At 73.4% G+C, this 21,636-nt stretch carries 20 protein-coding genes; 8 read left to right on the top strand and 12 right to left on the bottom strand.

Going from position 1 to position 21,636, the window contains the following annotated elements:
• The first annotated feature begins 8 nt into the window (after positions 1-8).
• Genes IG63_RS0102810 through IG63_RS0102800 form a run of 3 tightly spaced genes read left to right on the top strand, consistent with a single transcriptional unit; the run spans position 9 to position 2,787 of the window.
• On the top strand, positions 9-782 hold the full coding sequence (locus tag IG63_RS0102810) for a (Fe-S)-binding protein (protein WP_030482864.1): 774 nt from the start codon (positions 9-11) through the stop codon (positions 780-782).
• Positions 779-2,212 (top strand): lactate utilization protein B, encoded by a 1,434-nt coding sequence (locus tag IG63_RS0102805; RefSeq protein WP_051706098.1) that lies wholly within the window; start codon positions 779-781, stop codon positions 2,210-2,212. Before IG63_RS0102810 ends, IG63_RS0102805 begins: the two co-directional genes overlap by 4 nt.
• Positions 2,209-2,787: a LutC/YkgG family protein gene (locus tag IG63_RS0102800; protein WP_030482862.1), complete on the top strand. Its 579-nt coding sequence runs from the start codon at positions 2,209-2,211 to the stop codon at positions 2,785-2,787. The genes IG63_RS0102805 and IG63_RS0102800 overlap by 4 nt, the downstream gene beginning before the upstream one ends.
• A gap of 184 nt (positions 2,788-2,971) precedes the next feature.
• Here IG63_RS0102800 and IG63_RS0102795 read toward each other — a convergent pair whose 3' ends face one another.
• From IG63_RS0102795 to trhA, 4 genes are read right to left on the bottom strand one after another with little or no spacing between them, the layout of a single operon-like run.
• Entirely contained in the window at positions 2,972-4,729 is a 1,758-nt protein-coding gene (locus IG63_RS0102795; protein WP_030482861.1) for an ABC transporter ATP-binding protein, read from the bottom strand.
• Positions 4,726-6,468: an ABC transporter transmembrane domain-containing protein gene (locus IG63_RS0102790; RefSeq protein WP_211249179.1), complete on the bottom strand. Its 1,743-nt coding sequence runs from the start codon at positions 6,466-6,468 to the stop codon at positions 4,726-4,728. The genes IG63_RS0102795 and IG63_RS0102790 overlap by 4 nt, the downstream gene beginning before the upstream one ends.
• Positions 6,469-6,510: 42 nt before the next feature.
• Complete coding sequence (locus tag IG63_RS0102785; RefSeq protein ID WP_030482859.1) at positions 6,511-6,942, bottom strand: hypothetical protein; 432 nt, start codon at positions 6,940-6,942, stop codon at positions 6,511-6,513.
• Between the two features lie 13 nt (positions 6,943-6,955).
• Positions 6,956-7,717, bottom strand: a complete 762-nt coding sequence (trhA, locus tag IG63_RS0102780) for a PAQR family membrane homeostasis protein TrhA (protein WP_084596541.1) — start codon at positions 7,715-7,717, stop codon at positions 6,956-6,958.
• A 94-nt stretch (positions 7,718-7,811) separates the two neighbouring features.
• On the opposite strand from trhA, the gene IG63_RS0102775 reads away from it, so the two are divergent.
• On the top strand, positions 7,812-8,588 hold the full coding sequence (locus IG63_RS0102775) for an isoprenyl transferase (RefSeq protein ID WP_030482857.1): 777 nt from the start codon (positions 7,812-7,814) through the stop codon (positions 8,586-8,588).
• A gap of 394 nt (positions 8,589-8,982) precedes the next feature.
• Entirely contained in the window at positions 8,983-10,293 is a 1,311-nt protein-coding gene (gene phoH2 / locus IG63_RS0102770; protein ID WP_036194348.1) for an RNA 5'-3' helicase PhoH2, read from the top strand.
• A 430-nt stretch (positions 10,294-10,723) separates the two neighbouring features.
• Here the strand turns inward: phoH2 and IG63_RS23475 are convergent, their stop codons facing one another.
• Complete coding sequence (locus IG63_RS23475; protein WP_030482855.1) at positions 10,724-12,037, bottom strand: HNH endonuclease signature motif containing protein; 1,314 nt, start codon at positions 12,035-12,037, stop codon at positions 10,724-10,726.
• A gap of 538 nt (positions 12,038-12,575) precedes the next feature.
• Between IG63_RS23475 and IG63_RS0102760 the strand changes: the two genes are divergently transcribed.
• Complete coding sequence (locus tag IG63_RS0102760) at positions 12,576-13,220, top strand: aggregation-promoting factor C-terminal-like domain-containing protein (protein ID WP_030482854.1); 645 nt, start codon at positions 12,576-12,578, stop codon at positions 13,218-13,220.
• 14 nt (positions 13,221-13,234) lie between these two features.
• Complete coding sequence (locus tag IG63_RS0102755; RefSeq protein ID WP_051706095.1) at positions 13,235-13,741, top strand: mycothiol transferase; 507 nt, start codon at positions 13,235-13,237, stop codon at positions 13,739-13,741.
• 24 nt (positions 13,742-13,765) lie between these two features.
• Here IG63_RS0102755 and IG63_RS0102750 read toward each other — a convergent pair whose 3' ends face one another.
• From IG63_RS0102750 to IG63_RS0102740, 3 genes are read right to left on the bottom strand one after another with little or no spacing between them, the layout of a single operon-like run.
• Positions 13,766-15,163, bottom strand: coding sequence for a class II fumarate hydratase (locus IG63_RS0102750; RefSeq protein ID WP_030482852.1), 1,398 nt, complete (start codon positions 15,161-15,163; stop codon positions 13,766-13,768).
• A gap of 21 nt (positions 15,164-15,184) precedes the next feature.
• Entirely contained in the window at positions 15,185-16,135 is a 951-nt protein-coding gene (locus IG63_RS0102745) for a D-2-hydroxyacid dehydrogenase family protein (RefSeq protein WP_030482851.1), read from the bottom strand.
• 9 nt (positions 16,136-16,144) lie between these two features.
• Positions 16,145-16,795 (bottom strand): HNH endonuclease family protein, encoded by a 651-nt coding sequence (locus tag IG63_RS0102740; RefSeq protein ID WP_030482850.1) that lies wholly within the window; start codon positions 16,793-16,795, stop codon positions 16,145-16,147.
• Positions 16,796-16,941: 146 nt separating this feature from the next.
• Here IG63_RS0102740 and IG63_RS0102735 point away from each other — a divergent pair, with 146 nt between their 5' ends.
• A complete protein-coding gene (locus IG63_RS0102735; protein ID WP_030482849.1) occupies positions 16,942-17,823 on the top strand; it encodes an SMP-30/gluconolactonase/LRE family protein in 882 nt (293 codons plus the stop codon).
• Here the strand turns inward: IG63_RS0102735 and IG63_RS0102730 are convergent.
• The 4 genes from IG63_RS0102730 to IG63_RS0102715 form a co-directional block, all read right to left on the bottom strand.
• The gene (locus IG63_RS0102730) at positions 17,810-18,526 is read right to left on the bottom strand and encodes a spermine/spermidine synthase domain-containing protein (protein WP_051706094.1); all 717 of its coding nucleotides are present in this window, start codon (positions 18,524-18,526) and stop codon (positions 17,810-17,812) included. The two genes, IG63_RS0102735 and IG63_RS0102730, sit on opposite strands and share 14 nt — an antisense overlap.
• 21 nt (positions 18,527-18,547) lie before the next feature.
• A complete protein-coding gene (locus IG63_RS0102725) occupies positions 18,548-19,570 on the bottom strand; it encodes a LacI family DNA-binding transcriptional regulator (RefSeq protein WP_030482847.1) in 1,023 nt (340 codons plus the stop codon).
• Positions 19,571-19,579: 9 nt separating this feature from the next.
• On the bottom strand, positions 19,580-20,518 hold the full coding sequence (locus IG63_RS0102720; protein WP_030482846.1) for a carbohydrate ABC transporter permease: 939 nt from the start codon (positions 20,516-20,518) through the stop codon (positions 19,580-19,582).
• Positions 20,519-20,585: 67 nt separating this feature from the next.
• Positions 20,586-21,551: a carbohydrate ABC transporter permease gene (locus IG63_RS0102715; protein ID WP_030482845.1), complete on the bottom strand. Its 966-nt coding sequence runs from the start codon at positions 21,549-21,551 to the stop codon at positions 20,586-20,588.
• Positions 21,552-21,636 lie beyond the last annotated feature (85 nt).

Below are 21,636 nucleotides of genomic sequence, written 5' to 3'. Positions count from 1 at the left end.
GTGGGCCCATGCGTGTGGCACTGATGGTGACGTGTCTCGGGGACACCCTCTTCCCCGAGGTCGGCAAGGCGGTCGTGCGGCTGCTCTCACGGCTGGGGGTCGAGGTCGACTTCCCCGAGGGTCAGACCTGCTGCGGCCAGCCGATGGTCAACTCGGGCTACCTCGACGAGGCGGTACCCGCGGTGCGCGCCTTCGCGGCGGCCTTCGAGGGGTACGACGCGGTGGTGGCGCCGTCGGGGTCCTGCGCGGGCTGCGCCCGCCACCAGCACGGCCTGGTCGCGCGCCGTGCCGACGACCCGGCGCTCGCCGAGGCCGTCGCCACGCTGGGTTCGCGCACCTACGAGCTGAGCGAGTTCCTGGTCGACGTGCTGGGCGTCACCGACGTCGGCGCGTCGTTCCCCCACTCGGTGACCTACCACCCGACGTGTCACTCGCTGCGGATGCTGGGGGTGGGCGACCGACCGCTCTCGCTGCTGCGCGAGGTGCGCGGCATCGACCTGCGCGAGCTGCCGGGGGAGGCGGAGTGCTGCGGCTTCGGCGGCACCTTCGCGGTCAAGAACGCCGACACCTCGGTCGCGATGGGCGCCGACAAGGCCCGCCACGTGCGCGAGACCGGCGCCGAGGTGCTCGTCGCGGGCGACTCCTCGTGCCTGATGCACATCGGTGGCCTGCTGCGCCGGCAGCGCGGCGGCGTCCGCACCATGCACCTGGCGGAGGTGCTGGCCGCCACCGAGGGAGCCAGCCCCGGTGCCTCGCCCGAGCCCGACCGGCTGCCGGCATGACGGGCGCGACCTTCGTCGGCATGCCGGCCTTCCCGGAGGCGGCCCGCGCGGCGCTCGCCGACAGCCAGCTGCGTCACAACCTCGCCCACGCCACTGGCACGATCCGCGGCAAGCGGGCGCGCGTGGTCGGCGAGCTCGACGACTGGGAGGAGCTGCGCACCCGTGCGGCGGGCGTCAAGGACGCCGCCCTGGCGGACCTCGAGACCCACCTGCTGACGCTGGAGGAGCGGCTCACCGCGGCGGGGGCGACGGTGCACTGGGCCCGTGACGCCGCGGAGGCGAGCGCGGTCGTCGCCCAGGTGGCGCGTGCCCACGAGGTCGACGAGGTCGTGAAGGTCAAGTCGATGGCGACCGTCGAGATCGGCCTCAACGAGGCGCTCGCCGCGGAGGGCATCGCCGCGTGGGAGACCGACCTCGCCGAGCTGATCGTGCAGCTGGGCGACGACCTGCCCAGCCACATCCTGGTGCCGGCGATCCACCGCAACCGCGCGGAGATCCGGCAGATCTTCGTCGACAAGATGGCCGCGGCCGGCCGCCCGGCCCCCGACGACCTCACCGAGGTGCCGTCCGAGCTGGCCAACGCCGCGCGACTGCACCTGCGCGAGAAGTTCCTCCGCGCCAAGGTCGGCGTCTCCGGCGCCAACTTCGCGGTCGCCGAGACCGGCACGCTGGTGGTCGTCGAGTCCGAGGGCAACGGCCGGATGTGCCTGACCCTGCCGGAGGTGCTGGTCTCGGTGGTCGGCATCGAGAAGGTGGTGCCGACCTGGGCCGAGCTCGACACCTTCCTGCAGGTGCTGCCCCGCTCCTCCACGGGGGAGCGGATGAACCCCTACACCTCGACCTGGTCCGGCGTGACCCCCGGCGACGGCCCCCAGGAGGTGCACGTCGTGCTGGTCGACAACGGCCGCACCCGCGCCCTGGCCGACGAGGTCGGACGGCAGGCGCTGCGCTGCATCCGCTGCTCGGCGTGCCTCAACGTCTGCCCGGTCTACGAGCGCACCGGGGGACACGCCTACGGCTCGGTCTACCCGGGCCCGATCGGCGCGATCCTCAACCCGCTGCTCAAGGGCGTGGGGGTGGACGAGCAGGTCGACTCGCTGCCGTACGCCTCCTCGCTGTGCGGGGCCTGCTACGAGGTCTGCCCGGTCAAGATCGACATCCCCTCGGTGCTGGTCGACCTGCGCGCCCAGGTCGTCGACGCGCACCGCGGCGGACGTCCCTCGGTCGAGGCCGCCGCGATGAAGGGGGCCGGCCAGACCTTCGCCAGCTCCCGCCGCCTCGGCCTCGCCCAGCGCCTCACCGGTCTCGGCACCGGCCTGGCGCGGCGCCTCGGACTGGCGCCGGCGTGGAGCTCGGCCCGCGACCTGCCGACGGCGCCGCCCGAGTCGTTCCGCGCGTGGTGGCGGCGTACGGACGGGGGTCGCTCGTGAGCGCCCGCGACGAGGTGCTGCGACGGGTGCGCGAGGCGACCGCCAGCGCCACCGCCACCCCGCCCGCCCGGGAGTCGCGTGAGCCGAGGCCCGGCGACGTCGACCGCTTCGCCGAGCGCGTCGCCGACTACAAGGCCGTCGTCGAGCGCTGCGGCCCCGACGAGGTCGAGGCTCGCATCGCGGCCGCCCTCGACGGCGCCGTCGCCGTCGTCCCCGACGGCCTGGGCTACGCCGTGCCCGGCTCGGTGCCCGACGACGGCCTCAGCGCCACTGACCTCGACGGGATCGACGCCGTCGTCACGCTGGCGCGCGTGGGCGTCGCGGAGACCGGCACCATCGTGCTCGACCACGGCCCGGGGCAGGGCCGTCGTGCCCTCTCGCTCGTGCCCGACCTGCACGTGTGCGTCGTCCGTGCCGACCAGGTCGTCGCCGACGTGCCCGACGCCGTCGCCTCCCTCGACCCGGCCCGCCCGCTCACCTGGATCAGCGGCCCGTCGGCCACCAGCGACATCGAGCTCGACCGCGTCGAGGGCGTCCACGGCCCCCGCACCCTGCACGTGCTGGTCGTCGGCTGAGGCAGGGCGCAGCCGACTGGTCGGTGGGGGCTTTCCGCGGGGAAAGGCTGTCGCCCCCGTGTTTCCGCGTGATCGGTACGCCGACGCACGGCGTGTCGCGTGCTGATCCGGCGGAAACCCCCGCTTTCCGCCGGCAGGTGCTTTCCCCGAGGAAAGGCCGCGGGCCGACTCCGCCGTGAGAAGGTCAGCGGGCGTGCCAGGCGTCCCAGAGCTCGGCGTAGCGGCCACCGCGGGCGACGAGCTCGTGGTGGGTGCCCTCCTCGACGACGCGGCCGTCGTCCATCACCAGCACGCGGTCGGCGCGCTCGGACTGGGTGAGCCGGTGGGCGACGACGAGCGCCGCCCGTCCCTCGGTCGCCGCCAGGGCCGCCTCCTCGAGCACGCGCGCGCCGGCCGACCCGGCCTCGGCGGTGGCCTCGTCGAGGACGACGACGGCGGGGTCGCGGAGCACCACCCGCGCCAGGGCGAGCTGCTGGGCCTGGGCCGAGGTCAGCGGGTGGCCGTCGTCGCCGACGCGGGTGTCGAGCCCGTCGGGCAGGGCGGCCACCCAGTCCCAGGCGAGCGTGCGCGTCAGCGCCGACCGGACCTCCTCGTCGGTGGCGTCGGCACGGGCCAGCGTCACGGCGTCGCGCACCGTGCCCGAGAAGACGTGCACGTCCTGGCTGACCAGGACGACGTGGTCGCGCACGGCGCGCTCGTCGAGGTCGTCGTACGCCGCCGCGTCGAGCGCGAGCGAGCCGCACGTGGGCCGGAGCACCCCGGCGACGATCGCCCCGAGCGTGGTCTTGCCGGCCCCCGTGGCGCCGACCACGGCGACGGTCTCGCCCGGGGCGAGGCGCAGGGAGACGTCGTGCAGCACCGGCCTGCCCTCGACGTAGGCGTGGGTGAGTCCGTCGACCCGGACCCCCGGGCGGCCACCGGTGGTGAGGGGCACGGAGGGCGGGGGAGCGGGCAGCGAGACCACGCCGGCGAGCCGCGCCAGCGACGCCCCGGTCGACTGGACCTCGTCGAAGAGGAAGAGCAGCGCGCCGATGGGGTTGAAGAGCCGGTGGAAGTAGAGCGCCGCCGTGGTGACGGCACCGACCGTGACGGCGTCGGCCCGCACCAGGAAGAAGCCGGTCAAGAGCACGGCGGCCAGGCCGATGAGCTCGGAGCGGTTGGTGCGCGCGCCGAAGCGGCACAGCATCCCGAAGACCCGCACGGCGATGCCCATGGTGCGCGAGGAGCGGGCGTCGACGGCCTCCAGGTGGGCCTGCTCGAGGGCGAAGGCGCGCACCGACGGCGCCCCCTGGAGGCCGCTCACCAGGGCCTGGGCGCGCTCGCCCTGGGCGACACGCTCCTCGCGGTAGAGCGGGCCAGAGCGGGGGAGGTACCAGCGCAGGGCGAGCACGTACGACGGCGCGGCCGCTAGGCCGGCGACCCCGAGCCGCCAGTCGAGCGCGAAGAGACCGGCGGCGGTGAGGACGACCGCCACGACGGAGGTCACCACGAGTGGCACCACCTCCTTGGTCGCCGTCGCGATGGTGCGCACGTCGTCGCCGACGCGGGAGAGCAGGTCGCCGACGCCGGCCGCCTCGAGCTGTCGTGAGTCGAGGTGCAGCGTGCGTGCGAGCACCTCCTCCCGCAGCCGCGCGAGGGCAGGTTCCGCGGCGCGGGCGAGGAAGGAGAGGGAGAGCGCCGAGGCCACGGCGCCGACGACCGCCGCGGCGGCGATCACCAGGCACAGGCGCAGCACGTCGCCGGACGTGCCGTCGCCGTCCGCCGCGTCGACGATCAGCCCGAGCACCCAGGGCGGCACCATCGCCGCCAGGCCGGCCACGGCGAAGGCGAGCGTCGCCGCGACCATGGCGCCGCGGTGGGCGCCGAGCAGGCGCCACAGCAGCCGCGCGGTCTCGCGCGTCCCGGCGACCGGGAGCAGCTGGCGGGCGGGCGCGTCGGTCATCGCAACACCGCCTCCTGGTAGTCCGCGCGCTCGCAGAGCTCGGCGTGGGTGCCGGTCGCGACCACCCGCCCGGCGCGGAGCAGCACCACCCGGTCGGCCTGCGCGAGCAGGGCGGGGGAGCTGGTGAGCACCCACGTGCACCGGTCGCTGCCCTCGCCGTGCCGGACCTCGCGCAGCCCCCGTGCCATCCGGTGCTCGGTCACGGCGTCGACCGCCGTGGTGGGGTCGTGCAGCACGAGCACCGGCGCGTCGCCGGCCAGGGCGCGGGCGTAGGCGACGCGCTGCCGCTGCCCACCGGAGTACGTCGCCCCGTCGGGCGTGACCTCGCGCTCGAGCCCATCGGGGTGCAGCGCGACCACGTCGGCCACCGCGGCGGCGTCGAGCACGGGGCCGAGGGCGTCGGCGTCGTACCTCCCCGCCGGGTCGACATTGGTGGCGAGCGTCCCCTCGAAGAGGTCGACGTGGTGGGGCGCCACCAGCAGGCGCTGTCGCCGGGTGGCCACCGGGAGCGAGCCCAGGGTGCAGCCGTCGAGGCGCACCGAGCCCGGGTCGGCGGGAGCCACCTCGCCGGAGAGCACGCCGACGAGGGCGGCGGCGTCGGCGGTGTCGGTCACCGCCAGGCCGAGCAGCTCGCCGGCGCGCGAGGCGAGGCTGAGGTCGGCGAGCGTGCCGGCGTCGAGCCCGACGAGCTCGAGCCGCGCGGCGCCGCCGGCGGCGCCGTGGTCCTGCCGGTGGCGATCACGGGGGTCGTCGTCGCCGACGGCGACCAACGTGGGCGCGTGCAGGTAGTCGACGACGCGCTGCGCCGAGGCCCGGGCCGCCGCGGTCTCCGCGAGCAGGTCGCCCAGGTAGCGCAGCGGCTCGGCGAGGAACTGGGTCAGCCCGACGATCGCCACCAGCTCGCCCAGCGTGATCCGGCCCTCGACGGCGAGCAGTCCCGCGACCAGAGCCACCACCGCGAGGAAGAGCGTGCTCAGCCCGGTGGTGACACCCGTGACCAGGCCGTAGGAGTCGGCGGTGCGGACGCCGGCCTGCTGCGCCTCGCGGCTGGTGCGGCGGTAGCGCTCGGAGGCGACGTCCTCGGCCCCGATGCCCTTGAGGCTGCGCACCCCACGCACCAGGTCGGTGGCCACGCCCGTCGTGCGGGCGAGCAGGGCCTGCTGCGCGCCGCTGCGTCGTGCGACCGCGGGCGTGATCACCTGCAGCAGCACGAGCACGGCCGGCACGCCGAGCAGCACCACCAGCCCCAGCACCAGGTCGATCCGCAGCAGCGCGACCGCGGCCACGACCACCGCGACGCCCGAGGCGACGCCGAGGCCGAGCGCGCGCAGCGTGACGCCGATGAGCTCGACGTCGGAGGTGGCGAGCGAGAGCGTCTCGCCCGGCAGCAGCCGGCTCCGGACGCCGCGGGGGTCGAGCGCCTTGCGCGCCACCCGCATCCGCAGCTCGTGCATCTCCTGCTGCATGAAGCCGAAGCCGACCTGCGCCCCGAAGCGGTAGGAGTAGCTGAGCACCACGAAGAGCCCCACCAGCACGCCCAGCCACAGCGCGAGCGCACCGACGTCACCGGTCACCACCGCGCGGTCGATGACGACGCCGATCAGCACCGGCACCAGCGCCTCGCAGACCTGCCAGGAGCTGATCAGGGTCAGGAAGACGGCGAGCCGCCCCTTGCGACGCCCGATCATCTGCAGGATCAGCCGGCCCCCGGTGGTGGGCACGGGAGCGGGATCTGGCACGGAGTGAGGCTAGCCTTACCGCGTGCCAGACCCGCGGCCCGGTCAGGCGCGCACGAGCAGGGCGCCGGCGGCGCAGCCCGCCAGCGCGACGGACCACGCCAGCCGTGCCCGGTCGACCCGCTGGAGCCGCCCCAGCAGCAGCGGACGGCGCTCCGCCGGCTCCCGGCCGAGGCGGCCGTGGGTGGGCGCGGCGAGCACGGCGGTGGTGAGCAGCAGCATCACCAGGCAGACGGCACCCGCCGCCACCCAGGTGCGCTCGGCCGCCTCCGCGGAGGACCAGGCGGCGGGCACGGCCGCCACCAGGCCGCCGTACAGCAGCACGACCGGCACGGCGATGCGTCGCGAGTGGCGGTCGTGGGCCGTCGTCCAGTCCTCGTCGCGGGTCTCCGCCAGCGTCGGGTAGACGACGAGGGTGACGGTGAGCTGGAAGCCCAGCTGGACCGCCGTCAGGACGGCCAGCAGGACCAGGGCCACGTCGCGCTCCGCCTCAGCGCAGCGAGTACGTCGCGATCGACGCGGCGACGTAGTGGCACACGAAGGCCGCGATGGTCAGCAGGTGGAAGACCTCGTGGAAGCCGAACCAGGTGGGGAAGGGGTCGGGCCGCTTGAGGCCGTAGACGAGGCCGCCGAGCGTGTAGAGCACGCCTCCGGCCACGAGCAGCCAGGTGACGGCCGGACCGCCGGAGCCGAGGTGGTCGGCGTAGAAGATCGCGACCCAGCCCAGCGCCATGTAGATCGGTGTGTAGAGCAGTCGCGGCGCGTGGCTCCAGAAGACGCGGAAGAGCACGCCGAGCACGGCACCGGTCCACACGATCGCGAGCAGCGCGGTGCTCTGCGGCTTGGGCAGCAGGATCAGCGCGAAGGGCGTGTAGGAGCCCGCGATGAGCAGGAAGATGTTGGAGTGGTCGATGCGGCGGAGCACCGCCGTCATCCGCGGACCCCAGTAGAAGCGGTGGTAGACCGCCGAGACGGCGAAGAGCAGCAGCGCGGTGCCGGCGAAGACCGCCGAGCCGACGCGGGTCTCGACGGTGGGCGAGAGCGCGATCAGCACGATCCCGGCGGCGAGCGCGAGCGGCGTGACCCCGGCGTGCAGCCAGCCGCGCAGCTTGGGCTTGACCTCGGCGGCGACCTCGCGGGCGCGCTCCCGCACCTGCTCGGCCGCCTCGTGCCCACGCTCGCGCAGCTGCTCGGCGCGGTCGTGCACGCGCGAGCCACGACCGTCGTCGGAGGCGGGGACGTCAGGGACCATGACGCCAGCGTACGGAGCAGATGGCTCCCGACCCCACGCCACGGGTGCCGGGGAGACCGACCTCACAGGCTTCGCCCGAGTACAGTCGCTGGACGTGGCGGACTGGAAGCGTGGCCTTCGGCGGGTGCTCTACCCGGCGTACGAGGCCAGGGTGGTGCGCCGGCTGCCGCCGGAGCGGATCCCGCAGCACGTGGGCGTCATGCTCGACGGCAACCGTCGCTGGGCGAAGGCCGTCGGGGCCGACACCGCCCACGGCTACCGTGCCGGCGCCGCCAACATCGAGCCGTTGCTCGGCTGGTGCGAGGAGATCGGCGTCGAGGTGGTCACGCTGTGGCTGCTCTCGACCGACAACCTCAACCGGCCGCCCGACCAGCTGCAGGGGCTGCTCACGATCATCGAGGGCGCGGTGGAGAGCCTCGCGGAGCAGCGCCGTTGGCGGCTGCACCCGGTCGGGGCGCTCGACCTGCTGCCGGCCGCCACCGCCGAGCGGCTCAAGGCGGCCGCCGAGGCCACCGCCGACGTCGACGGGCTGCTGGTCAACATCGCCGTCGGCTACGGCGGACGGCGCGAGATCGCCGACGCCGTCCGCGCGCTGCTCACCGAGCACGCCGGCCGCGGCACCACCCTGGAGGAGCTCGCCGAGGTCCTCGACGTCGAGCACATCGCCGAGCACCTCTACACCCGCGGCCAGCCCGACCCGGACCTCGTCATCCGCACCAGCGGCGAGCAGCGACTCGGCGGCTTCCTGCTGTGGCAGAGCGCCCAGAGCGAGTTCTACTTCTGCGAGGCCTACTGGCCCGACTTCCGCCGCGTCGACTTCCTGCGCGCGGTCCGCGCCTACGCCGAGCGCGAGCGCCGCTTCGGCTCCTGAGGCGCCGACGCAGGAGGCGCTCGGGAGTCGGAGCGACTCCGGTCCCTGAGGCGCCGCGAGGGACGAGCGGCACTCGAAGGGCGGCTCCTGAGGCGCCGCAACACAGAGTTCACCCGCCGCTACCCGCGTGTCGGTCCTGACGGCCTCCTGCCCCGACTTACCTTGCGAGTGTCGGACTGCGGGGAAGCAGGCCGATGCCAGGAGGGCGAGACCTGTTGTCCGACCACGACGACTGCACCACCGGGAGCCAGCACTCGGGCACCCGGCGTCACTCCCGGTCCGAGCACCACTAGAGGACCGGGCGCCACGGGTGCGCGCGCGGTCACCAAGGGGAACCAACGTGGTTACTGCCCAGGAGACGACCCAGCCCTCCCAGGACTCGGCCCAGGACACGGTGCAGGACGCCGGCCGGCGCTCGACCTTCGTCCTCGACACCTCGGTGCTGCTGGCCGATCCCAAGGCGGCGATGCGCTTCGCCGAGCACGAGGTGGTGCTGCCGGTGGTCGTCATCACCGAGCTCGAGGGCAAGCGGCACCATCCCGAGCTCGGCTACTTCGCGCGCTCCGCGCTGCGCATGCTCGACGAGCTGCGGGTCCTCCACGGCCGCCTCGACCAGCCGGTGCCGGTCGGCGAGGAGGGCGGCACCCTGCGGGTCGAGCTCAACCACACCGACCCGACGGCGCTGCCCTCCGGCTTCCGGCTCGGCGACAACGACACCCGCATCCTCGCGGTGGCCCGCAACCTCGCCGACGAGGGCCACGACGTCACGCTGGTCTCCAAGGACCTGCCGCTGCGCATCAAGGCCTCCGCGGTCGGCCTCGATGCCGCGGAGTACCGCGGTGAGCAGGTGCACGAGTCCGACGCCGGCTGGACCGGGATGAGCGAGATCGACGCCACCGCGACGGACCTCGACGCCCTGTACGACGAGGGTCGGGTCGACCTCGACGAGGCGCGCGACCTGCCCTGCCACACCGGGCTGGTGCTGCTCTCCGAGCGGGGCAGCGCCCTGGGCCGGGTGCGCGCCGACAAGCAGGTGCACCTCGTGCGTGGCGACCGCGAGGCCTTCGGCATCCACGGCCGCTCCGCGGAGCAGCGGATCGCCCTCGACCTGCTGCTCGACCCCGAGGTCGGCATCGTCTCCCTCGGTGGGCGCGCCGGCACCGGCAAGTCGGCGCTCGCGCTCTGCGCGGGCCTGGAGACCGTGCTCGAGCGGCGTACGCACAAGAAGGTCGTGGTCTTCCGCCCGCTCTTCGCGGTCGGCGGCCAGGAGCTCGGCTACCTGCCGGGCAGCGAGTCGGAGAAGATGTCGCCCTGGGCGCAGGCGGTCTTCGACACCCTCGGCGCGATCACCACCTCCGACGTGGTCGACGAGGTGCTCGACCGCGGGATGCTCGAGGTGATGCCGCTGACGCACATCCGGGGTCGCTCCCTGCACGACGCCTTCGTGATCGTCGACGAGGCCCAGTCGCTGGAGCGCAACGTGCTCCTCACCGTGCTCTCCCGCATGGGCGCCAACTCCAAGGTGGTGCTGACCCACGACGTCGCCCAGCGCGACAACCTCCGCGTCGGCCGCCACGACGGCGTCGTCGCCGTGGTCGACCGCCTCAAGGGTCACCCCCTCTTCGCCCACGTCACCCTCACCCGCTCCGAGCGCTCCCCGATCGCCGCCCTGGTGACCGAGATGCTGGAGCACGTCACCGTCTGACGCCGTGCCCTCCTCGACCACCAGGGTGGTCGAGGAGGGCAGGTAGGCCCGCTCGGGTGGTCGAGGACGCTCGCTGCGCATGGGGGGTCTCGACAAGCTCGACCGGCGGGGCTGGGGGCGCGCGAGGAGGCGCACAGGCCGATCCCGGGTGGTCGAGGAAGGCGCGCAGCGCCTGTCTCGAGACCCGGTGACATGCGCTTCGTGCAGGGGGTCTCGAGACGGTTGCTGCGCAACCTCCTCGACCACCCAAGGCGAGGTGCCTGGGCGTAGGGGTCTCGACAGGCTCGACCGACAGGGCACGGGTGGTCGTGGCAGGCGCAGCGACCTCGGGTGGTCGGGGAAGGCGCGCAGCGCCTGTCTCGAGACCCGGTGACATGCCTGTGAGCGCTAGGTCTCGACAGGCTCGACCGCCCGGAGTCCAGCCCGGTGGTCAGCGACAGGTGGCGAGGGGTGCGCGCGACGTGGGGACGACGGTGTAGGTCTGGCCCTGGGGACTCGACCACTCGTAGGTGCCGTCGCGGCGGCGGACGTAGGTCCAGCCGGCGTGGGTCTTGGCGCGGTGGTGGCGCCTGCACAAGGGCGCGAGGTTGGAAGGCCGGGTCTGGCCGGGCGGACCGTCCGGGTCGTAGGGCATGAGGTGGTCGAGGTCGCAGGAGCGGGAGTCACGCTGGCAGCCGGGGAAGACGCAGGTCGCGTCCCGCAGGGCGATCTGCTCGCGCATCGCCGGAGTTGGATCGTGGCGGTCGACGGCGTTGTCGGCACTGAGGTCGATGACCGGGCGGACCCGGACGGCGACGCCGTCCACGGCGTGGCGCGCCAGCCAGCCCGCGAAGAGCTCGGTCGACAGCGCGCCGAGCCGCTCGACGACGGCCACGCCGTCGCCCTCGAGGTCGGCAGGCGTGAGGTGGACGTTGAGGTCGAGGGTCCCGGTGGCGCGGGGCCGGGTATCAGCGGTCTCCCCGCTCATGAGGTTGAGCGCGTGCTGGGGGTCGGCGAGGACGCCGACGGCTTTCGCGCGGCGCACGTCGAGGACGTCGGTGTCACCGAGCTCCTTCAGGTCCGCGGCGAGCCGTCCGACGGTGGCGTCGAACGCCAGCGCATCCGGGGTGTCCAGGGTCAGGTGGACGTCGGTGACGCCGGGGGCGCGGCCGTCGCGCTGCAGCCACGCCCCACGACGCGCGGCAGCGGTTTCTTCGTCGGCGTGGGCGCGGTCGGGGTCGGCGTGGAGCCGGGCTTCGTGGACCAGCCGCTCGGCACCCGCGGCGGAGAGCTGGTCGAGCCGGTCCGGGACGGCGCAGAGCAGCCGGTCGGCGTGCAGCGCGGCGTCGAGGCTCAGGTCGCGGGTCTCGCGTGAGATCGCCCTCGCGCGCCACACCGCGATGCGGCCGGCGCACATCAGCTCCCACAACCGCGGCAGCCGGAACGCGAGCTCCAGCGTGTCGCCGAGCAGCTGCTGGGCGTGCTCGGTCGGACGCCCCAGCGCGGCAGCCAGCTCGAGTGGCGCGGCGGCCGCGACGAACGGGGCGCCGTCACCGGCGAGCGGGATGGGTCCGCCGACGCCGTCGCCAAGCACGAGGCCGTCGTCGCCCCAACCGGCGTACGCGGCACCCTCGGCAGCGGGGTGCAGCAGCGCCCACTGCAACGCGAGCCGCAGCTGCCGGACCTGCGCCTCGTGCTCCTCTGCGCGGGCCGCGACGAGGACGTCGAGGACCTGTCGCTTGGGGTGGTGGGGGCTGGGCTCCATGAGTTGATTCTACCCCGTCGACTGACAATCGAACGCATGTTCTATAGTCTGTGGACAAGTTCTTTGGTCGGGTGGTGGGGGTCTCGAGACGGTCGCTGCGCGGCCTCCTCGACCACCCGGGAGAAAGGTGGGCGGGCGTGCGGGCCCTTCGAGGCTCGCTGCGCTCGCACCTCAGGGACCCGGGGGTCTCGAGACGGTCGTTGCGCGACCTCCTCGACCACCAGTGGGCGCATCTGGGTGGGCGACGTAAGGGGTCTCGACAAGCTCGACCGACAGCGTTGGGCTCGACCGACAGCGCTGGTCTCGACAAGCTCGGCCACCGGGTCGGCGGGGTGGGTGGGGTCGCAGAGGGGGGTGGGGCGGATGGGACGTCGTCGACGTGAGGCGCGACACGCGGCGGGTGGTGGAACTTGCAACGACTCGTCGGGTCGTGCTTCGGTGGGTCCTCTTCCCCTGCGTGCTCCGGCGCCGCCTGCCCAGGCGGCCACTCCCCGTCGAGCACGGTTGACGATGCCGCCAACCCCCGGGACCTCACCTCGTGACTCACACGTCCAAGCACCGCACTGCCCGCGCGCCCCGGCGCCGACGCCGCCTCGCCGTGGGGCTCGGCGCCGCCGCCCTCGTGACCGGTGGCGTGGTCGCCGCCGGCACCCTGCAGGGGGCCGCGCCGCTCGAGACGGCCACCGTGTCGCTGGCCTCGCAGGCGACCGGCGAGGTCGGCGACGTCGAGGGTGTCGCCGCCCTCACCGCCGACGAGCTCGCCGAGCGCGAGCAGCGGGTCTCCCGCTCCACCGAGCGCGCTCCCGTGGCCGACGCCGCCAAGGCGCGGCAGCTCTCCAGCGGCTCCGGCCGGGCCGAGACGCAGCAGCAGGACCTGGCCGACGCCGACCCCAAGACGCTCGCCCAGGCGCTGATGCCGGAGTACGGCCTCTCCAGCGGCGAGTTCTCCTGCCTCGACCAGCTGTGGGAGAAGGAGTCGGGCTGGAGCACCACCGCCGACAACCCGAGCTCCTCGGCCTACGGCATCCCACAGGCGCTGCCCGGCTCCAAGATGAGCTCCGCCGGCGCCGACTGGCAGGCCAACCCGGAGACCCAGATCCGCTGGGGCCTGGGCTACATCCGCGACCGCTACGGCTCGGCCTGCGGCGCGTGGGGCCACTCCCAGAGCAACAACTGGTACTGAGGGGCGCTCGAGCGGTGGCCAGCGAGATGACCGTGGACATGACGCCGGCCTCCGAGCGCGCGGCGCTGGAGAACCTCCTGGAGGCCCAGCGGGTCGGCCTGATCCGCAAGGTCGAGGACGTCGACGACGCCGCCGCGCGCGAGGCTCCCACGGCCAGCTCGCTGTCGCTGCTGGGCCTGCTCAAGCACGCCACGACGTGGGAGCACCGCTGGTTCGAGGTGGTCGTGGCCGGCCGTCTGTCGCCCGAGGGGTGGCCCGAGGTCGTGCCCGAGCCGCGCGACGCCGACCTGGCCGTCCACGACGACGACACGGTGTCGGGCTGGCTGGCGCGCTACCGCGACCAGATCGCGGCGTCCGACGGGGTCATCGCCGCGACCGATCTCGACGCGCGGGGCGCGAGAGCCGACATCGTCGAGTGCAACCTGCGCTACGTGATGCTCCACATGATCCAGGAGACCGCGCGGCACGCCGGCCACGCCGACATCATCCGCGAGACCCTCGACGGGTCGCGCGGCATCTGAGCGCCGCCCGGCGGCCTGGTCGCGTCAGACCCGCGGGCGGGTCATCGCGGCGACGTCGAGGGCGTCGTCGAGCTCGGCCTCGGTGAGGTCGCCGCGCTCGACGTAGCCCATGGCGAGGACCTGCTCGCGGATGGTGCGGCCCTCCTTGAGGGCGGCCTTGGCGACCTTGGCCGCCTCCTCGTAGCCAATGTGCTTGTTGAGCGGCGTCACCACCGAGGGGGAGGACTCGGCGTACGCGCGGCAGCGCTCCTCGTTGGCCTCGATGCCGTCGACGCAGCGCTCGGCGAGCACCGGGGCGACGTTGGCGAGCAGCCGGATCGACTCGAGCAGGTTGCGGGCCATCACGGGCAGCATCACGTTGAGCTCGAAGGAGCCGCTGGCGCCGGCGTGGGCGACCGTGGCGTCGTTGCCGATCACCTGGGCGCACACCATGAGGGTGGCCTCGGGCAGCACCGGGTTGACCTTGCCCGGCATGATGCTCGAGCCCGGCTGGAGGTCGGGCAGGCGGATCTCGGCGAGGCCGGTGGTGGGGCCCGAGCTCATCCAGCGCAGGTCGTTGCAGATCTTGGTCAGGCCGACCGCGATGGTGCGGAGCTGGCCGGAGAGCTCGACGAGGGCGTCCTGGGAGCCCTGGGCCTCGAAGTGGTTGCGCGCCTCGGTGAAGGGCAGGCCGGTCTCGGCGGCGATGTCGGCGATGACCTTCTCGGCGAAGCCGGGCGGGGTGTTGATCCCGGTGCCGACGGCCGTGCCGCCCAGCGGCAGCTCGGCGACGCGGGGGAGCGCGGACTCGATGCGCTCGATGCCGTAGCGCACGATCGCGGCGTACCCGCCGAACTCCTGGCCGAGCATCACCGGGGTGGCGTCCATCAGGTGGGTGCGGCCCGACTTCACCACCGTCGCGAACTCCGACGCCTTGGCCTCGAGCGAGGAGGCGAGACGCTCGAGTGAAGGCACCAGGTGGTGCGAGGCGGCCTCGACGGCGGCGATGTGGATCGAGGTCGGGAAGGTGTCGTTGCTCGACTGGCTGGCGTTGACGTGGTCGTTGGGGTGCACCTCGACCCCGGCGCGACCGGCGAGCGAGGCGAGCACCTCGTTCATGTTCATGTTGGAGCTGGTGCCGGAGCCGGTCTGGAAGACGTCGATCGGGAACTCGCCCACGTGGCCGCCGGCGATGATCTCGTCGGCCCCCGCGGCGATCGCGTCGGCCTTGTCCTGGCTGATGATGCCGAGCTCGGCGTTGATGCGAGCGGCGCCCTTCTTGACCCGCGCGATGGCGACGAGGTGGGAGGGCTCCAGGGTCGAGCCGCTGATCGGGAAGTTCTCCACCGCCCGCTGCGTCTGGGCCCGCCACAGGGCCTCGCGAGGCACCTCGACCTCGCCCATGCTGTCGTGCTCGATGCGTACGTCGCGCTGGTCGCTCATGGGGGCGAACCTACCGAAGCCTCACTCCGCCTCGAGCAGCCGGACGGGCTCGCCCGCCGCCCACGCGGCGACGTCGTCGACGGCGTCGCCGTAGAAGAGTCGGTAGCCCTCGTCGGTGACGTAGCCGAGGTGGGGGGTGAGCACCGTGCGGGGCGCGCTGCGCAGGGGGTGGTCGACGGGCAGCGGCTCCTCGTCGTAGACGTCGAGCCCGGCGCCGCCGATCGCCCCGGCGTGCAGCGCCGAGAGCAGAGCCGACTGGTCGACCAACGGGCCGCGCGAGGTGTTGACCAGGACGGCGGTGGGCCTCATCAGCTCGAGCTCGGCGGCGCCGACGACGCCGCGGGTGCGCTCGGAGAGCCGCAGGTGCAGCGTGACGGCGTCGGAGCGGCGCAGCAGCTCCTCCTGCGACACCGGCTCGACGCCGTGGGAGCGGGCGACCTCGGGGTCGAGGTGCTGCGACCACGCCAGCACCTCCATCTCGAAGGCGAGGCCGACGCGCGCCACCCGCTGTCCGAGCCTGCCGAGGCCGATCACGCCCAGGGTCGCCCCGGCGAGGTCGGTGCCGGGGAGCAGGTCGTCCTGCCACCCGCCGGCACGGACGGCGCGGTCGGCCGCCGGCACCGACCGCATCGTGGCGAGCAGCAGCGCCCAGGTGAGCTCGGCCGCCGGTCCCGGCAGGCTCCGGGTGCCGCACACCGTGACGCCGCGCGCGTGCGCCGCCGCGACGTCGATCGAGGCGTTCTTCATGCCGGTGGTGACGAGCAGCCGCAGCGCCGGGAGTCGCTCGAGCAGGGCGGCGTCGAAGGGCGTGCGCTCGCGCATCGCGACCACGACGTCGGCGCCGCCGATGCGGTCGACCAGGGCGTCGCCGAGCAGGTGCTCGTGCACGAAGTCGACCTCGGCGCCCAGCCCCTCCCAGTCGGCGTACGACGCCGCGACGTGCTGGTGGTCGTCGAGCACCGCGATCCGCATGGCGCGAAACTAGCCGACGACCTCCACCGTCACGGTGGTGCCGGTGCACCCGGACGCCACCTGCTGCAGCGCGGACCGCTCGGCGGAGTCCTGCGAGAGGCCCCAGCGGATCTTGGTGGCCACCCACTCCTCGGCGTAGCGGCAGTGCTGACGGTCCGGCAGCCACTCGGCCGGGTCGCGGTCGCTCTTCGAGGAGTTCTCCGCCCCCGTGACCGCGATCAGCGGCCTCGGGTCGCCCAGGTCGTTGGCGAAGTCCTCGCGCTGGGCGGCCGACCAGCTGCGCGCCCCGCTGTCCCAGGCCTCCGCGAGGGGCACCATGTGGTCGATCTGGAGGTCGGCGGCGTCGTACTGCGAGACGCCGTCGTAGTAGGAGTACCAGCGCCCGCCGGTGAGCGAGCAGCCCGAGCCGCGCGTCGGCGCCTCCTCGGCCTCCTCGAGCAGCACCTCGCGGCGGGTGTCGCAACCGTCGCCGTCGGCGTCGATCCAGTGGCGGAAGAGGTCGCGGTCGTAGCCGGTGCGCACCTCGGAGGCGACGGACACGGCGCCGATCGCCTGCGACAGCGAGCCGCTGAAGGTCTCGGCCGCCTGCGCGGGGGAGGTGGTGAGCAGGGGGGCAGCGGTGGCCGCCGCGAAGGCGGCGGCGAGGAGGGTACGGCGCACGGAGGGGTCCTTGTCGCTCTCGTCGGTCGGAGACGCCTCATCGTGCGACCGCGCAGGCCGCGCGCCCAGCGTTGCGCCGCTGCACGATCGCGCGCTACACAGACCTGCGACAGCGCGTGACGCCCGTCACGCCCGGAGGAGGACGCATGCCCACCACCACGCCCGAGGTCTCGACGGTGCTCGAGGACATGAGCTTCCTGGAGGCACCACGCTGGCACGACGACCGGCTGTGGCTCTCCGACTTCTACCGCTACCAGGTCTACTCGGTGCGGGAGGACGGGAGCGACCTGCGGGTGGAGGCCGACGTGCCGGAGCAGCCGTCGGGCCTGGGCTGGCTCCCCGACGGGCGGCTGCTGGTGGTCTCGCAGCTCGACCGGAGGGTGCTGCGACGCGAGCACGACGGCTCGCTCGTCATCCACGGCGACCTCGCGTCGTACGCCGCCGGGCAGTGCAACGACATGGTCGTCGACGGTGAGGGTCGCGCCTACGTCGGCAACTTCGGCTTCGACCTGATGGGCGGGGCGCCGGTGGGACCGACCCAGCTGCACCGCGTCGACCCCGACGGCACCGTCACGGAGGCGGCCGACGGGCTGTGGTTCCCCAACGGCATGGTGATCACGCCCGACGGCGTGCTCGTGGTGGCCGAGACCTTCGGCAACCGGCTCAGCGCCTTCGACGTCGCGGCCGACGGCTCCCTCGGTCCGCGGCGCACCTGGGCGGAGCTCGGCCCGCTGCCCACCTCGAGCGACCTCGGCGAGGTGCTGCCGCAGCTCGTCGTCGCGCCCGACGGCATCTGCCTGGCGCCCGACGGCACCGTGTGGGTCGCCGACGCCACCCACGACCGGCTGCTGCGGGTGCGCGAGGGCGGCGAGGTCGTCGAGGAGGTGGCCCCCGGCTCGCCCGTCTACGCGTGCGCCCTCGGCGGGGCCGACGGACGCACGCTCTACGCCTGCGCCGCCCCCGACTTCCACGCCGAGGCGCGCAAGGCCGCCCGCGAGGCCAGGCTGCTCGCGCTCAGGGTCGGCTGACGGGTGTGCTGACGGGTGTGCTGACGGGGTCCTCGACCCGCGCGACGTAGAGGTAGTACGCCGTCTCGCGCTGCTGCAGCGTCACCTCCAGCGGCTGCTCCTCGGCGTCGCCGAAGACCTCGCGCAGCGTCTCCAGCAGCGCGGGGGCGGGGTCGGCCGACCACACCGCGACGGCGCCGCCGGGTCGCAGCAGCCGGCGTACGTCGTCGAGGAAGGTCGCGCCGTAGAGCGCGGCGTTGTCGTCGTGCACCAGGTAGCCGGGGCCGTTGTCGACGTCGAGGAGCACCAGGTCGTAGTGGTGCTGGGCCTCGGCGACCGCCTGCGCGACGTCGGCGGCCACCACGGTCACGCGCCGGTCGGCGAGCACCCCCGGACCGTGCGGCACGGTGCCGTCGCGCATCCAGCCGACGAGCGCGTCCTCGACCTCCACGACCCGCACCTGCTCGACGCGGTGGTCGGCCAGCACCGCCTGCAGCGTGTAGCCCAGGCCGAGTCCACCGACCACGACGTCGCGGGGGTCGTCGACCACCGCGAGCGCCGCCTCGGCGAGCCGCACCTCGCTGGTGGTCTCGTGGCTGTCCATCACGAAGACGCCGTTGACGCGCAGCTCCAGCACGTCGGCCCCGCGCTCGACGACCCGGCGACGCAACACAACCTCACCGCGGGGTCCCTCGGCGCGCGCCACCTCGACGTAGTCGGTCACGGGCCCAGTGTGCGGGTGGGGTCAGTGCAGGGGCGGGGGAGGGCCTGTGGTGCCCCGGACAACGAGCTCGGTCTCGAGCCGCACGTGCGACGGCAGGGGCGGTGAGCCCGGCAGCTCGCCGAGCTGCTGGAGCAGCTGGGTGGCGGCGAGCCGGCCGAGCTCCTCCACGGGCTGCCGCACGGTGGTGAGGTCGACGTGCTCGGAGAGCTCGTGGTCGTCGACGCCGATCACCGACACGTCGCCGGGCACGGCCAGGTGCAGCTCGCGGGCCGCGCGCAGCACGCCGATGGCCATCTCGTCGGAGGCGCACATGATCGCCGTCGGCGGGGTCGGCAGTCGCAGCAGGGCGCGCCCGGCCTCCAGCCCGCTGGCCAGCGTGAAGTCGCCGTCGTGGTCGTACTCCGGCGGCACCTTGTGCTCCGCGCGGTCCATCGAGCCCAGGAAGCCGCGGTGACGGGCGCCGGGCGTGGAGAACTCCAGGGTGTTGGCCTGCTCGCCGCCGACGTAGGCGATTCGCTGGTGCCCGAGGTCGATGAGGTGCTGCATGGCCACGACGGCGACGTGCTCGTCGTCGATGGTCACGCTGGGCCAGCCCTCGGCGACCGCGCCCACGAGCACGGCAGGAGTCCCGTGGCGGTCGCGCCAGGAGCGCTCGGCGTCGCTGGGCTGGAGGCCGGCGAGCAGCAGCGCGTCGGCGCGCTTGGTGGCCGCGTGCGTCCCGAGGACGCGGTCGCGCGCCTCCGCGGAGCCGGCCAGGTTGAAGAGCAGGAGGTCGTAGCCGTGCTTGCGCAGCACCTGCTCGGCGCCGTGGATGACGGTGCCGAAGTACCAGCGCGTGACGTGGGGGACCACGGCCGCCACGAGGTGGGTGCGCCCCGTCGCCAGCCCGACCGCGGTGCGGGAGGCGACGTAGCCCAGCCGCGCCGCGGCCTCCTCGATGCGCTCGCGGTTGCGCTCCGAGACGCCGCGCTGGCCCCGCAGGGCCCGCGAGACGGTGGCCTGGGAGAGCCCCACCTCGTCGGCGACCTCCTTGATGCCGGTCACGGGGGTCGGTCAGCCCTTCACGCTTCCGGCCAGCATCCCGCGGACGAAGTAGCGCTGCCCGAACACGAACACCAGCACGGGCACGACGAGGGAGACGAAGGCGCCGGCGGAGAGCAGGTGCCAGTCCTCGCCGCGCTGACCCGCGAGCTCGGCCAGGCGGACCGTGAGCGGCGAGACCTGCAGGTTGCCGCCGGCGAAGACCAGCGCGACGAGCAGGTCGTTCCACACCCACAGGAACTGGAAGATCGCGAAGGCCGCGATCGAGGGCTTGAGCAGCGGCAGCATGATGCGGGTGAAGATCTGCACGTGCCCGGCGCCGTCGATGCGCGCCGACTCGACCAGCTCGCCGGGGATCTCGCGCATGAAGTTGTGCATCAGGTAGATCGCCAGCGGCAGCGCGAAGATGGAGTGGGAGAGCCACACGGTCCAGAAGCCGCCACCGGGAGCCTGGCGACCGGCGAGACCCCAGTCGACGTAGAGCGTGAGCAGCGGGATCATCGTGACCTGGATCGGCACGATCTGCAGCGCGAAGATCGCGACGAAGAGCGTGTCGCGGCCCTTGAACTGCATCCACGCGAAGGCGTAGGCCGACATCGTCGCGATGGTGACGGGGATGACCACCGACGGGACGGTGATGACGATGCTGTTGACGAAGTACGTCGCCAGGTTGACGTCGGAGCCCGTGATGACCGAGCGGTAGCTGTCGAGGGTGAAGGACGGGTTGCTGAGCACCGTCCACCAGCCGGTGGTCTTGACGTCGGCCTCGGGCCGGAACGAGCTGATCAGCAGGCCGACGGTGGGCACCGTCCAGAGCACGGCGATGACCAGCGCGGCGGCGGAGCCCCAGCGACTGCTCAGGCCCTCCTTGGCGGCGGTGGAGGCCGACTTGCGGTGTTTGGTGGCCTCCTCGGCCGCGACCGTGTCCTCGACGGGAGTCGTGGTGCTCATCGGGGTCCCCTCACGGTGGTCGGGCGGAGGAGCGCAGCGGGGGAGCCCGGGAACCGGGTGGGGTGATTCATCGCGTGGCCTCCAGCTTGCGCATCTGACGGACGTTGTAGATCACGATCGGCAGCACCAGCACGAAGATCAGCGTGCCGAGCGCGGCTCCGAGACCGCGCTCGAAGGCGCGGAAGCTCTGGGTGTAGAACTCGTTGGCCAGCACGCTGGTGCCGAAGTTGCCGCCCGTGGCGGTGCGGACGATGTCGAAGACCTTCAGCGTCGCGATGCTGATGGTGGTGAGCACCACGATCAGGGCGGGCCGGATGCTCGGCACCGTGATGTAGCGGAACATCTTCAGGCCACCGACGCCGTCGAGCTTGGCCGCCTCGATGATCTCGGTGGGGATCGCCTTGATGGAGGCGGAGAGGATCGTCATCGCGAAGCCGGCCTGCACCCAGACGAAGATGACGATGAGGAAGAGGGTGTTCCACGGCTCGGTGAGCAGGAAGCGGTAGGTGTCGACGCCGATCGCCTGCAGGAGCGCGTTGAGGACGCCGATCTGGGTCTGGTCACTGGCCTTGTAGTCGTAGACGAACTTCCAGATGATCGAGGCGCCGACCAGCGAGATCGCGATCGGCAGGAAGAGCATCGTCTTGGCGAGGCGCTCGAAGCGCGACCCGTCGACCAGGACGGCGTAGACCAGGCCGATCAGCGTGGCGAGCGTCGGGCAGAGGACCACCCAGATCGCGGTGTTGCGGAGCACCTTGACCTGGGAGGGGTCGGTGAAGATCTTGACGTAGTTGTCGAAGCCCACCGACTCGCTCAGCGAGCGGTCGAGGAACGACTGGTAGATCGTGGTGACGGCGGGGTAGAGCAGCCCGACCGCCACGAGCAGCAGCGCCGGGGCGACGAAGGCGGCGACCTGCACGCGCTCGCCGGAGCGCGACTTCAGGCGTTGCGTCAGCAGCAGGATGACGGCCATCACGCCGAAGAACAGCGCGCAGGCGATGACCATCTGGATGAGCTTGTCGGGGGTGGTCATGACCGCTCCTCGAGGTAGACGGATCGGGCTGGCCGACCCGACCGTGGCGCCGCGCGGGGCGGCGCCACGATCGGGTCAGCCGGTG

It is taken from the genome of Nocardioides aequoreus (assembly GCF_000720335.1).
Taxonomy (GTDB): Bacteria; Actinomycetota; Actinomycetes; order Propionibacteriales; family Nocardioidaceae; genus Marmoricola; species Marmoricola aequoreus.
Note: the sequence above shows the minus strand (reverse complement) of the source record. Positions and strands in the feature narration are given on the sequence as shown.

Bases quoted from the DNA above. Each gene is read 5' to 3' on its own strand.
- IG63_RS0102810 (WP_030482864.1), top strand. From the start codon at position 9: ATGCGTGTGGCACTGATGGTGACGTGTCTCGGGGACACCCTCTTCCCC.
- IG63_RS0102805 (WP_051706098.1), top strand. From the start codon at position 779: ATGACGGGCGCGACCTTCGTCGGCATGCCGGCCTTCCCGGAGGCGGCC.
- IG63_RS0102795 (WP_030482861.1), bottom strand. From the start codon at position 4,729: ATGACCGACGCGCCCGCCCGCCAGCTGCTCCCGGTCGCCGGGACGCGC.
- trhA (WP_084596541.1), bottom strand. From the start codon at position 7,717: ATGGTCCCTGACGTCCCCGCCTCCGACGACGGTCGTGGCTCGCGCGTG.
- IG63_RS23475 (WP_030482855.1), bottom strand. From the start codon at position 12,037: ATGGAGCCCAGCCCCCACCACCCCAAGCGACAGGTCCTCGACGTCCTC.
- IG63_RS0102750 (WP_030482852.1), bottom strand. From the start codon at position 15,163: ATGAGCGACCAGCGCGACGTACGCATCGAGCACGACAGCATGGGCGAG.
- IG63_RS0102745 (WP_030482851.1), bottom strand. From the start codon at position 16,135: ATGCGGATCGCGGTGCTCGACGACCACCAGCACGTCGCGGCGTCGTAC.
- IG63_RS0102735 (WP_030482849.1), top strand. From the start codon at position 16,942: ATGCCCACCACCACGCCCGAGGTCTCGACGGTGCTCGAGGACATGAGC.
- IG63_RS0102720 (WP_030482846.1), bottom strand. From the start codon at position 20,518: ATGAGCACCACGACTCCCGTCGAGGACACGGTCGCGGCCGAGGAGGCC.
- IG63_RS0102715 (WP_030482845.1), bottom strand. From the start codon at position 21,551: ATGACCACCCCCGACAAGCTCATCCAGATGGTCATCGCCTGCGCGCTG.